A 13,044-nucleotide genomic window follows, 5' to 3' on the forward strand; every position below is an offset into this window, starting at 1 on the left:
GTTTGCCTTCTTTGTACCGATTTTCATCATTAATTACAATCACCATCTTGCTTGGCCTCTATAATCTGCGACAATAAACAGCAACAAACTTTTCAACTAGATAGAGCCTTTTTCTTGCGGATCTTTGCGACCTTATCCCGGCTATCGATACTCGCCCTACTCAGCCTCAGCATGGGTATCTCCCCCGTCTGGGCAAACGACTGGTTGAAGGTCGAGGTCGACGGCGCGAATGAGTCGCTCAAACGCAACATCACCGCCCACCTCGGCGCCCTGCCAGGCTCAGAGGTGCAGCGCCGTGCCTATATCTTCAACGCCGAAGAGAACATAGAGGCCGCACTTCACTCCCTGGGCTACTACAAGGGCAAGATAGACCAGCAGCTGGAGAGCCCGGAATCCGGCCCCTGGACGCTCCGCCTCACCGTCACCCCGGGCGCCCCGACTGTGATCCAGTGGATAGATATTCAGCTCTCTGGCGAGATCCTTGATGATGAGGTGATCAACGCCTGGCTCAGGCAGATAAAGGTCAAACCCGGTGATGTACTTAATCATGGCGAATATGAGGCGATCAAGTCGCAGCTGCTCACCTACGCCTTGGCCAGGGGTTACTTCGAAGGCAAATATCTGACCAATAAGATAGTGGTCAACCGGGATCTCGACATCGCGCAGATCAGCCTTCACTACGACTCCGGCCCGCGCTATCGTATCGGCGAGGTCAGCTTCAATGGTCACGACCTGGTGCCCGGCTTTCTCGACAAGTTGATCCCTTTTGAGCCAGATTCCCACTACAGCACGGGTAAGATAGGCGCCCTCAACCGTGAGCTGGTAGATACCGGCTACTTCACCAATATCAAGGTGTTGCCGCAGCTGGACAAGATGCAGGATGACAGGGTGCCCATTCGGGTTGAGGTGACGCCTAAACCCAGCCACTCCATCGAGCTAGGTCTGGGCGCCGACATAGGCAACTCCATCGACAACAACATAGAGCCGAGAGTCAGGGTCACCTGGCGCACGCCGCAGATCAATCGCTATGGCCACTCCCAGGAGACCAGCCTGGAGTGGTCGCCGGACAGACCTAAGTTTCTGACCACCTATACCATTCCCCTCACCCATCCACTGGACGATCAGCTCAAGCTACGCCTCGGCTTGCTGAGGGACAAATATGGGGTGACCCAGATCTACGACCCCGATAAACGCGACTATCGCAACACGGGTGAGCTGGAGTCGGTCAAGAAACTCATGGGGGTCGTCAGGCAAAAACGCCTGCACAATCAATGGCTGTTTACCTATTCGTTAGATGCCATCAACGAAGAGTATACCCAGTCGGATATCAAATATAATCCCGACATCTTGCTGCTCGGCACCAGCCTGTCCAAGACCAACAGGGGCGATAAGAGCCTGGATCCTAAGTCGGGCTTCTTCCAATATTACAGCCTGGAGTATGCCGACCCGAGTCTTGGCTCAGATCTGCGTCTGACCCGGCTCCAGGCCAAGTTTAAGTGGATAGACACCTTCTTCGACAAGCACAGGTTTGTCTCCCGGCTGGATCTGGGCGCCAACCTGGTGAGCGAAGAGGATCTCCCCATGGTTCCGCCTTCATTGCGCTACTTTGCCGGCGGCGATCAAAGCATCCGCGGCTATAGCTACCAGGAGCTAGGCCCCTATATCGAATATACCAACAGCCAAGATCAGCTGGCCCGCATGGTAGTGGGTGGCCGCTACCTGATGGTCGGCAGCCTGGAGTATCAATACTACCTCACCCCCACATGGCGTCTAGCTACCTTCGTCGATGCCGGTAACGCCTTCGATAATCAGCAGTTCGAGCCTATCGTCTCTGTGGGCGGCGGTGTCCACTGGATCTCCCCCATCGGCCCCATCAAGCTCGACCTGGGTGTCGGCCTTAAGGAGACAGAGACAGTTGATCGCAGCTGGCGCATCCATATCACCATGGGGGCCGAGCTATGATAGAGCGGCCAGATGGGTTAGACCAAGGGCAGATGACCCAGGAACAGCTGCTATCGGCGCAGGGCGGCGAAGCGGCAGCACAGAGATCTTTGCTATATCGCCTGCTCTGCTGGCTGCGTAACCTGGTTAGGGTGCTGCTCTATCTGCCACTGGCCCTGCTCATCCTGCTGGCCATCTTGATAGGCACCCCCTTTGGCAGTCGCATCGCGGTCAACCTCGCCGATCTCTTGGTGCCGGACTTAAGCCTGAGCTATGGCGGCGGTACCCTCAATGGCCAGCTGCAACTGGAGCATGCTAAGTGGCAGATGACGGGCATAGAGGTCGAAACAGAAGGGCTTAGCCTCAACTGGCGCCCCCTGTGTCTGCTGCAGCGCCAGGTGTGCGTCGACGAATTGGACGCCGATGCGGTGCGGGTCGATATCGACACAGACCTGCTCACCGCATCATCGCCAGATGCTCCTCTCGAGGAGACAACTCCGACAGACGAAACAAGCGAGCATGGCCCGCTCACCCTGCCTATCGGCATAATCCTCAACCAGAGCGACCTCAATCAAATTAGGGTGCGGGTCAATGAGATGCAGTTTAATGCCGAGCAGCTCGCGGCCAAGGCCAGCTGGTTAGAGACAGGCCTGAGGGTCAATCGGCTCGACAGCGCCGGACTCTTGGTCTCGATTCCCCTTGGACAGAGCGAAGATGATACTCAGCAAAATCAAACTAATAGCCAAATCCAGGCTCAAAAGCAGGTAAAAGGCGAACCTCAAGATGCCAAGGCGAGTTGGCCCTTGAGTCAGCTACCCGAGGTCGAGATCCCCATGCCCATCTTCGTCGATGGCGCGCATCTGGTGAACAGTGAGCTCAGGCTCGGCGGCCGCATAGACAAATTTGCCGCTATCGATCTTGCCGGCAGTTACCTTGGCTATAAGATCACCGTCGATAGCCTGGCCTTCAGCCATGACTATGGTAAGGCGCGCCTCGATGGCGAGATGAGCCTGACTCAAGACTATCCCATGGCCCTGCATCTTGAGGCGGAGTTGAATGCCAACAAGATCAGCGAGCTGCCGGAACTCAAGCGCCAGCGCCTGAACGCCGAGATCAACGGCGGTTTCTCGGCCCTTGCCGTCAAGCTCAAGGGCGAAGGCCACCTCGCGCTGGATCTCGACGCCAAAGGGAATCTGAGCACGCCTGCGATGCCCTACGAGATGACGCTTTCCAGCCCGCACCTGATGTGGCCACTTACCCAAGCGCAATATGAGGCCAAGGCATTGAACCTTACATCGAGCGGCAGCCTAGCGGCCCAAAGCCTGAGCCTAAGTGGTGAGCTTAAGACCCCTTATCATCCCTGGTTAAGCCTGAACACCCAGTTGACCCATCAGGACCAAAACGTCGAGGTGGCTGCGCTTTCCGTCGACAGCGAGATGGGCAAGTTGGATCTTAAGGGCAAGCTGGGTTACGGCGAGGCGATTAGCTGGCAGCTCGAGGCCGACACCCAAGACCTAGATCTTGCCCAGCTGGATGTGATGCCAGACAAGCCCCTGCCCGAGACCCAGATAAGCGGCAAGCTGCATAGTCAGGGACGCTTCAGCGACAAGCAGTGGTCAGTAGGCATCAGCCAGGTGGATCTCGAAGGCCAGGTGGATCAATATCCCCTGAGGCTTCAGGGGGATATCTCCCTGAACGATAAGTTCCAGCTTAACGCCGAGCATCTGCAGCTCGACGCCCTTGAATCACAGCTTACCCTCTCCGGACGGGTAGATGATGCCTGGGCGTTGGATGGCCAGCTGAGCGTGCCTGCGCTGAGCCTGTGGGATCCGAGCGCCAGCGGCGCCATCAAGGCGGTGATCAACGTCTCGGGCGATGACGAGCACCCGGAAGTGGCCATCAACGCCGACACCATAGAGTTTAAGTACGCCGATATCACGGTAGACAAGGCCAAGCTTATCGCCTTCTACCGCCCCCAGGATGCGCACCAATTTGCCCTGTCGCTAAAATCTTCGGGTATCAAGGGGCAAGGCATGGCGCTGAGCGACCTCACCTTGGGCTTCAAGGGGGATATCGCCAAACAGAAACTGGGCCTACAGACCTATGGTGACCTGCAGCTCAACACCTCTATCGCCTCTACCTTCGACGAGAAAACCCAGCGCTTCGACGCCAAGATAAAGCGCATCAGCCTCAATTCTCGCCTCGGCGCCATGGCGCTGGATGAACCCTTCGACCTCTATTGGGATAACAAGCACGCCAAGGGCGAGATCTCCCCCTTCTGTTGGCGCCATGACGCCGCCAGCCTGTGCCTCACCGACACCGCCGAGCTTGGCGACAAAGGCGATACCCGATTGCAATTTGCCGGCGATCTCGGCGCCCTGCTGGCACCCGTGCTGCCGGAAAACCTCAAATGGAGGGGGCCGACTCAACTCGATGGCGAGCTGCAATGGGCCAAGGGAACCAAGCCCACGGGCGAGCTGACACTGGCCATGGCGCCGGGACAGTTTGATCTCACCACCACCAAGCGCCATATCGAGGCCCAATACCATTACCTCAACCTCAAGGCCCGCCTGGATGAGCTGCAACTGGCCATAGACACTCAGCTGGAATCTGAGCGGTTTGCCAAGATAGACAGTCAGCTCACCATAAGTACCGATCCCGAGCACAGGCTGAGCGGCAAGATAGATCTTAAAGATATCGACCTGCATGCCCTGGCCGACTTTACGCCTCAGCTTGAGGTGCTCGACGGTAAGGTCTCAAGCGCCATCATCTTGGGCGGTACGCTGAATGAACCTGATCTCAGCGGCACGGTAGATCTCATCGACGGCCAACTGGCGGCCGCCGCCAACCCGACCCTCTTGGATAACATCAAGCTCAAACTCACCCTGCTGGGGCAGACGGGTCAGGTGAAGGGTCAGTGGACCATGGGCGATGGCAAGGCTGGCCTAGATGGCGAAATCGGCTGGCAGGAGGGCCTCAAGGGGGATCTTAACTTTAGCGGCGACAAGCTGGCGATCATTCAGCCGCCGCTGGCGATACTAGATGTGTCACCGGATCTCGACATCAGCTTTAGCGATAAACACCTGGATATTAGCGGCAAGCTGGATGTGCCCTCTGGCCATATCAAAATAGTGCAGCTGCCCGAGGGCGGCGTGGCCGAGTCCAGCGATGTGGTGTTCAATGATAGTTTGGCCAGCCAAGCCCAAGTAAAAGATCCCATCGCCGTCACCAGCCAGATAGCGGTTAAGGTAGGCGACAAGCTCACCATAGACGGTATGGGGCTGCGAGGCATGCTAGTCGGTACCCTGGAGCTGCGCCAGGCCGCCTTTAAGCCGCCGCTACTCTATGGCGACATCAAGGTGGTAAACGGTAACTATAAATTTATGGGCCAGACACTGTCGATCAAGGCGGGCGAGGTGCAATTTATCGGCCCCATGGCGGTGCCTAACCTGAATATCGAGGCGATCCGCGAGATCAAGGATGAAGATGTGGTCGCCGGGGTGCGCATTACCGGCACGCCGCTAAAACCTGTGGTCACCCTCTTCTCCAATCCCGCCAAGGAGCAGGCAGAAATCCTCTCCTACATCATCAAGGGCACAGGGCTAAATAACTCAAGCTCAGATCAGAACAATGCCCTGATGATGGGCGCCGCCCTCACCCTGGGCAATCAGCTGGGGGATAACGCCTTTAGCAATCTTGGCAGCTCAGCCTCCGGCATCATAGAAAAGTTCGGCATCTCCAACGTGCAGTTCGACGCCAACGACGAAGGCAAGGTCGCCATCAGTGGCTTTATCGGCGAAGATCTTATGGTCAAATATGGTGTGGGGGTGTTTAACCCAGGCTATGAGATGACGGTGCGCTACTACCTGATGTCCCAGCTCTATCTGGAGAGCGTCTCGGGCACCATCTCCAAGACACTGGATATCTACTACAACTTCGATATCGATTAGTACTGCTAGAAACTACCAGATAAAAAGACACCACAAAAAAAGCCGCTTCAATGAGCGGCTTTTTTATCATACGGTTTTGCGGCTGGCGCTTAAGCCTTACTCGCCTCGGCCGACTGCATCAGGTTGGCCTTGTAACGCTGCCACACCTTACCGCTGTTGATGCCATAGCTACGCATCAACACAGGTACGTCATTGTGGTTATGATCTTTGGCCAGGGCTTCTAGCGCCTGGTAGAAATCCAGCGCCAGCTCGCGCGCCTTCTCGATGGCAAAGTACTCTTCACCCACGCGGCTATAGAGGCCCTTGAAGCCGTTGAGGATCAACACATACAAAGGATTACCCGAGTGGTACGCCAGGGTGTGATGCAGTTGGTAATCGAACTCGATGAAGGCCTTGGCATCGTCTTTCAGGGTGGCCAGTGGGGCTAACGCCTCAAGCACCTTGTCTGGGTTGTAACGCACGGCGCCCTTAAAATAGATGGCGCTGATGTTGGTGCGGGCAGATAAAAGCTGCTCCAGCAGCACAGGTTCACCGGCAGGGTTAAGATCGGCGATGGTTTCCAGCACGTTCAGACCCGAGGTTTCCCAGATATCGTTAACTCGTGTTGGCTTACCGTGTTGAATGGTCAACCAGCCGTCACGGGCCAGGCGCTGCAGCACTTCACGCAGCGTAGTACGTGTCACGCCAATCAGTTCAGACAGTTCACGCTCGGCAGGTAGAATGGAACCGGGTGGAAACTTTCCCTCCCAAATCGAACGAACAATATACTTTTCGGCAAAGCTCGCAGGACCTTTCGCTTCAATAATATCTTTGTCTTTAGGCGCTACAGGTACTTGGGGGACAGTTGTCATCAGGCCACTATTCCAATTTATTCAAAGTTATCTTGGGAACTGATCATACCAGAGCGGTAAAAAATGGAAACCTAATCCGTAACATTACTGGATAAGATCAAGGACTCAGATCTCATTAATGAGCAAAATACACACCACATCAACAAGCTTGTGATATAGATTGCAGTTAATGTCTGTTTTTGGGCAATGGGGACCATAAAGGTATTAAATTCTACATATCATTAGGATACACTGAATTGAACAGCGGACAGTTCGTTAACTTTCTGTCAAAAAATAATTATATAGATGAGAGGATGCCATGCCTGTGACCATGAGTCAGGCGTTTATTGACAATTTCTTAGGAAATTCTCCTAAGTGGTTCAAAATCGCAATTTTATCATTCTTAGTGATCAACCCGATCGTCTTCTACCTCAACCCATTCGTCGCCGGATGGTTACTGGTAGTCGAGTTCATCTTCACGCTGGCAATGGCGCTGAAATGTTATCCCCTACAACCCGGTGGTCTGCTGGCCATCGAAGCCGTCATCATAGGCATGACCTCGCCCAGTCAGGTCTTGCATGAGATAGAAGCCAACCTAGAAGTACTGCTGCTATTGATCTTCATGGTGGCCGGCATCTACTTCATGAAACAGCTGCTGCTGTTCGTGTTCACCAAGATGATCACCAAGATCCGCTCTAAGGTCGTGGTCTCCTTGATGTTCTGTATCGCCTCGGCCTTCCTGTCTGCCTTCCTCGATGCGCTGACGGTAATCGCCGTGATCATCGCCGTGGCCGTGGGTTTCTACTCCATCTACCACAAGGTGGCCTCAGGCAAGAGTTTTACCGACGATCACGACCACACCTCAGATAGTCATGGTGAAGGACATCCCCTGTGTGAAGATGAGCTGGAGGCGTTTCGTGGCTTCCTGCGTAATCTGCTGATGCATGCCGGTATTGGTACCGCATTGGGTGGTGTGTGCACCATGGTGGGTGAGCCACAAAACCTGATCATCGCCGCCCAGGCCAACTGGCAGTTCGGTGAGTTTGCCCTGCGCATGGGCCCGGTCACAGTGCCAGTGTTCATCTCAGGTATCGCCACCTGTTTCCTGGTGGAGAAGTTTAAGTGGTTTGGCTATGGCCAACAGCTGCCAGAGGCGGTACACAAAATTCTGTCCGATTACGCCTCCTATGAAGATGCGCACCGCACCAAGCATGACAAGATCAAGCTGGTTATCCAGGCGTTTGTGGGTGTATGGCTGATCGTCGGCTTAGCCTTCCACCTGGCCTCTGTGGGTCTTATCGGTCTGTCGGTGATCATCCTAACCACCGCCTTTAACGGCGTCACCAACGAGCACGCCCTGGGTAAGGCCTTCGAAGAGGCACTGCCCTTCACCGCGCTGCTGGCGGTCTTCTTCGCCATCGTAGGCGTGATTATCGACCAGCAGCTGTTCGCCCCTGTGATCCAGTGGGCACTGAGCTACGAGGGTAACACTCAGCTGGTGATCTTCTATATCGCCAACGGCCTGCTCTCTATGGTGAGTGATAACGTGTTCGTGGGTACCGTCTATATCAACGAGGTGAAAGCCGCGCTGTTAGATGGCCAGATCACCCGCGATCAGTTCGACCTGCTGGCAGTTGCCATCAACACGGGTACCAACCTGCCATCTGTGGCAACCCCTAACGGTCAGGCAGCCTTCCTGTTCCTGCTGACCTCGGCGATTGCCCCATTGATCAGACTCTCCTACGGTCGCATGGTGTGGATGGCGCTGCCCTACACTATCGTATTGTCTATCGTGGGCATCCTGGCCATCGAGACAGGATTCCTGGGCGAGATGACCCAATACTTCTACGATTCCCATATGCTGATCCACCACTCCGTGGCGGAAGCGGCCAAGGGCGCAGTCACCGGACACTAATTTGTTGATTGACTGAACTTATCTAGTTTCGTAAAGTCTTAAAAACGCCTCTAGCAGTTAGAGGCGTTTTTTTATAGGAGAATATCGTTGAGTGCCCTGACCCGATTTGCACAGTCTCGTTTAGCCTGGAGTATACTGCTACTCACAGCCGCAGGCCTGGAAGCTTGTGCCCTCTTCTTTCAACACGTGATGAAACTCGACCCCTGCGTCATGTGTATCTATCAGCGCTTAGCGGTGCTCGGCGTATTAACCGCCGGCCTCATCGGCGTAGTTGGCCATCAATTGCGTCTGCTGCGTTTCCTCGGCGTACTCCTCTGGGGAGTTAGCGCCGCCTGGGGCCTCAAGCTGGCACTTGAACTGGTCGAGATGCAGACCAACCCATCGCCCTTCTCCACCTGCTCCTTCCTGCCGGAATTTCCAGAATGGATGCCGCTGCACGAGTGGTTCCCGTCAGTCTTCCTGCCCACCGGCATGTGCACCGACATTCCCTGGGAAATGTTTGGCATCACCATGTCACAGTGGATGGTGGTGGCCTTCAGCACCTACCTGATTGCCCTGGTGGTGTTTATTGTTCCGGCACTAATGCCGACTAAGAAAGCCTAATTGCGTTTAGGTTACCGCTTATAAGAAACGCCCTTAATGGGCGTTTTTTTGTGGCTAGCTATCGCCTAGCCACAGACGTACCTTGTTCACACATCTACCTTGAATCCTATTGACTAGATATTTGAAAGTCACTCCTTCAACCTAGTTAATAGCCTGCGGCTCGCTCATGTGCAGATACATCTGCTACACGCCGTGAATCCCTCCATGGAGGCTCGACGATGGCATCCCTGCCATCGACGTCCGCAGATGCATCTACACTGGGTATCTAACGTCTCTTCGATTTGGCGGTATTGGCAATAAAAAGGAGATAAGACAGGGACTAGAGGTACAAGCCCCTACTTAAGAATGAGGGGCTACGATGTGTGAAAACTAAGATAACAATAGTCTAAACGCCGAAGTCACTTGTTATATATTTTTACGATACTTGCGCTCTGAGGAGTACCAAAGCCAATTGGTCCAAATTAGACCGCCAACTGGAAAAACGATAATAGCGACAAGCGGTCTAACCCAAATAGGTTCCTGTGGCTGAAAAACCTGCATCAAAATTGACCATAGCACTGCAGTAGAAACGCCCCAAAGTAGAAAGCCATTCATCCAGATAAACCTAGCTTTGCCCTTGGCACGTACTTGCTTCCATTTCTCTATCTTCATCGACTTCTCCATAATTCGATTTTCACATAACGCCACATTCGGCGTAAGCAACGCTCGCACCGAGCCTACCCCATCGCACGATAAACACAAAATTCAACAAGAGTCATGTGCCAATCAACTCTCTTAAAAAGTTTACTCTGACCCCATTTATTTAGTGTAAGACTTTTGGTTTATTTTAGAGGCTGCACTATTTTTAAGGGAAAGTTGATTGTATCAATTGTAGACAACAACAATTTAAGAACTTATGATGAAATCAAGTCCTTAGCATGAAGTGTAGTAATTTACTGCATCTTTTGAGGTTGGTGAATAGCCGACCCGAAGAAATCGATCGAGATTCTTTTGGTACTAAACAGAATCTCGATCCGCTCCTTCGCAGAGCGAGATTCTGTTTAGTACCCAGTCGCACAGAATATGTCTTCGATTCTAGTTACCTAGAATCTCTGACAGATTCCGTACTCCTGCAGTAAGGACTTTTCTAATTCCTTTTCATCTTGGTACCGTGAATGTGGTTTGAGCACCCAAAATACAAAGTAGCATACCGAGAGTTGATTTCTCAACTTAAGCGAGACTCTTCTTCTACTAGCCTTTCCGCTAAACGATCGTACTTATTTGGTAGGGAACCACTTCCCAAAATAATTTTTATATGTGGAGGGGACCCAGAGTTTTGTTCCAATCGTGAAGTGATGGAAGTTTACTTAAAAAGGCACGCATCTAATATACTAACGTTTCGTGCTGAGTATGCATGGGATACGATTGTAAAATCACGTAAAAACAATATTAATGCGTTAGCTTTAGAAGAATGGCTAGCCGACTTTTCAGATGTTGTGATTATTCTTGTTGAATCATTTGGAACAGTGGCTGAGTTAGGTGCCTTCTCCATGGCCACGGATCTTAGAAGGAAGTTATTGCCAATACTTGATAAACAGTTTGAACATGTCCCATCATTTATTAACACAGGACCGGTTAAATGGGTTAATCAAGAATCGAAATATGGCCCTTGCATATATTCAGAGTTCGAATCAATTCTTACGTGCATGCCAGAACTAATAAGCCGAGTGGATTTAAGACGCAGCCGAAACTATACCACAAGAGATGAAGAACATACATATGGAAATATGAAGTTCAACAGAAAGGAACTCTTATTTATTGTAATCCTGATAATTATTTCAATTGGCCCAGTTACTGAAGATATCATTCTTGATGCCTGCAAAGATTCTTTCAATATACATACAAAAACAGAAGTGTCTGATTTGAAATTCATTGTTTCTTTATCTGTTGCACTAGGTGTTATAGGCTGCATTGAAATAAATGAAGTTGTTTACTATTATTGCAATTCATTTGAAGAGTTAAAAAGTAATAAGTCGATGCAAGCATTAATGAAAGTATCTCAAGACATTAGAGCTAAATGCGCCAGCTCTTTGGTATATATTGACTCATACAATAAAACTTTGAATAAGGTCCTAAACTTTTGATATTGGAAGAGATACAAAAAAGAACATTTTTGGATATTGATTATATTAGAAGCATAATCAATCGTTCCAATAGTCTTTATTCTAAATTCCACATTTTAAAACGTGATGGGACGAAGAGATGGATTCATCATCCAAAAAAGGAATTAAAACTAATTCAAAGGGTTGTTAATGATAACGTTCTGGATAAGTTAAAGATTCATCCTTCAAGCACTGCATATAATAGAGGTTGTAGTGTAAAGAAAAATGCATTACTTCATGTAAATAATGATTTTCTGCTCAGAATGGATTTTAAATCATTCTTTGATTCAATTAGTTATGATGACATTGAGAACTTCCTTGATAGAGAGTTTTCGATCTTAGACCCAAACTGGACACATAGCGACACTAAATTATTAGCAAAATTATTATGCTATAAAAATAGTTTAGTGATGGGAGCAGTAACTTCCCCATGTATATCTAACGCTATATGTTACAAGCTAGACAAGAAGTTGTCAGGTTTATGTCAAAATAATAATGTAGTATATAGTAGGTATGCTGACGACTTATATTTTTCAACTTCTGAAAGAAATATTTTATTTTTTATTGAAAAAGAGGTGTTAAAAATTGTAGCTAACCTTGAACTACCTTCAGGACTGACGGTAAATAATAACAAAACATTCCATTCATCTAGAAAACGAAAGAAACAAGTAACTGGATTAATACTAACTCATGATAAAAAACTGTCAATTGGAAGAAATAAGAAGAGAACAGTTAAAAGTAAAGTACACAATTGGAAAACACTAAATGAAGCTGAACGCTCTTATTTATCCGGTTACATTTCATATATTCATTCGATAGAACCTCAGTTTATTAACCGGCTGTGCTTAAAGTATGGAGCAGATTTAGTGGGTGAGATAATAAGTTATAATTCCAAATTGTAATTACCTTTAAGAAAACTTTGCTAGAGGACAATTCGAGAAGTCAGATAACCCAGTATAAACACGCTTTTAGACTTCAAAATCAGGGAATATAAAAACCCAAACGAATGTTCTCCAATAACTTACTATTTTATTACCAATTCGACATCCACTCCTCTCGTTCATAAGAGTAACGCTTCATTTCATTCACCATAACAATAAAGCAGTTGCAAATACATAATTACTTCACATGCCAGCGATCACAACATTGGTACTTTTACAGCATCCGCCGGGCTGGAGTTAAATGTCCGTGAAGGTATGGTTTGAAGCTCCCTGCCAAATATAAACTTAGCTAGACGCTACAGCCAAAACTTCAACGAGTAATCAGAAATGCTAAATCGAAGAGATGATAAATACGGGTGTAAGCACGCTTTTGGCCTTCGAAATCAGGGATGATTTCGCAGAGCCCACACGGACGTGCTTGCGGCGTGCCAAAAGAGTGCTTGCACAACCCTCGCCGGGCAAGCGTTAGGTTGCCATGAAGGTATGACCTTCAAAATCCCATCAAATGCCCAAACTGGTAGACGCTACAACCACATTTCCCCCGCCGGGCAGGCGTTAGATAACAATGAAATTATGGCTTTAGATACTTTAGCAAATAACCAAGCCCAACAGGCACAGTAGCAGAGTTATCTCACAAGCGTATCTGCACTTGAGCCTGCCGCAGGCAATTGCTCCACCATGAAGTGATGATTCTAGGTGCCCTTCCAAATACAAAACGTCGCT

The 13,044-nt window shown here is 50.2% G+C and carries 8 protein-coding genes; 6 read left to right on the forward strand and 2 right to left on the reverse strand.

Going from position 1 to position 13,044, the window contains the following annotated elements:
- Window positions 1–171 precede the first annotated feature (171 nt).
- On the forward strand, window positions 172–1,962 hold the full coding sequence (locus tag K0I31_RS11375; RefSeq protein WP_258406647.1) for an autotransporter assembly complex protein TamA: 1,791 nt from the start codon (window positions 172–174) through the stop codon (window positions 1,960–1,962).
- Entirely contained in the window at window positions 1,959–5,891 is a 3,933-nt protein-coding gene (tamB, locus tag K0I31_RS11380; protein WP_220078447.1) for an autotransporter assembly complex protein TamB, read from the forward strand. Before K0I31_RS11375 ends, tamB begins: the two co-directional genes overlap by 4 nt.
- A gap of 89 nt (window positions 5,892–5,980) precedes the next feature.
- Here tamB and fadR read toward each other — a convergent pair whose 3' ends face one another.
- Entirely contained in the window at window positions 5,981–6,742 is a 762-nt protein-coding gene (gene fadR / locus K0I31_RS11385; protein ID WP_011865972.1) for a fatty acid metabolism transcriptional regulator FadR, read from the reverse strand.
- Window positions 6,743–7,040: 298 nt separating this feature from the next.
- Between fadR and nhaB the strand changes: the two genes are divergently transcribed.
- The gene (nhaB, locus tag K0I31_RS11390; RefSeq protein WP_220078448.1) at window positions 7,041–8,636 is read left to right on the forward strand and encodes a sodium/proton antiporter NhaB; all 1,596 of its coding nucleotides are present in this window, start codon (window positions 7,041–7,043) and stop codon (window positions 8,634–8,636) included.
- Between the two features lie 87 nt (window positions 8,637–8,723).
- Window positions 8,724–9,239, forward strand: a complete 516-nt coding sequence (gene dsbB, locus K0I31_RS11395) for a disulfide bond formation protein DsbB (RefSeq protein ID WP_220078449.1) — start codon at window positions 8,724–8,726, stop codon at window positions 9,237–9,239.
- 405 nt (window positions 9,240–9,644) lie between these two features.
- Here dsbB and K0I31_RS11400 read toward each other — a convergent pair whose 3' ends face one another.
- Entirely contained in the window at window positions 9,645–9,890 is a 246-nt protein-coding gene (locus K0I31_RS11400; protein WP_220078450.1) for a hypothetical protein, read from the reverse strand.
- Window positions 9,891–10,393: 503 nt separating this feature from the next.
- On the opposite strand from K0I31_RS11400, the gene K0I31_RS11405 reads away from it, so the two are divergent.
- Both K0I31_RS11405 and K0I31_RS11410 read left to right on the forward strand, forming a co-directional pair.
- The gene (locus K0I31_RS11405) at window positions 10,394–11,362 is read left to right on the forward strand and encodes a retron St85 family effector protein (protein ID WP_220078451.1); all 969 of its coding nucleotides are present in this window, start codon (window positions 10,394–10,396) and stop codon (window positions 11,360–11,362) included.
- A gap of 2 nt (window positions 11,363–11,364) precedes the next feature.
- Window positions 11,365–12,282 carry a retron St85 family RNA-directed DNA polymerase gene (locus K0I31_RS11410; protein ID WP_258406480.1) on the forward strand — a complete coding sequence of 306 codons (918 nt, stop codon included), beginning with the start codon at window positions 11,365–11,367 and terminating at the stop codon, window positions 12,280–12,282.
- Window positions 12,283–13,044: the final 762 nt, after the last annotated feature.

Source organism: Shewanella spartinae (genome assembly GCF_019457555.1).
In the GTDB taxonomy this organism is placed as follows: Bacteria; Pseudomonadota; Gammaproteobacteria; order Enterobacterales; family Shewanellaceae; genus Shewanella; species Shewanella loihica.

Excerpts from the sequence above, each read along its gene's own strand:
- K0I31_RS11375 (WP_258406647.1), top strand. The coding sequence starts at position 172 with ATGGGTATCTCCCCCGTCTGGGCAAACGACTGGTTGAAGGTCGAGGTC.
- tamB (WP_220078447.1), top strand. The coding sequence starts at position 1,959 with ATGATAGAGCGGCCAGATGGGTTAGACCAAGGGCAGATGACCCAGGAA.
- fadR (WP_011865972.1), bottom strand. The coding sequence starts at position 6,742 with ATGACAACTGTCCCCCAAGTACCTGTAGCGCCTAAAGACAAAGATATT.
- nhaB (WP_220078448.1), top strand. The coding sequence starts at position 7,041 with ATGCCTGTGACCATGAGTCAGGCGTTTATTGACAATTTCTTAGGAAAT.
- K0I31_RS11400 (WP_220078450.1), bottom strand. The coding sequence starts at position 9,890 with ATGAAGATAGAGAAATGGAAGCAAGTACGTGCCAAGGGCAAAGCTAGG.
- K0I31_RS11405 (WP_220078451.1), top strand. The coding sequence starts at position 10,394 with ATGTGGTTTGAGCACCCAAAATACAAAGTAGCATACCGAGAGTTGATT.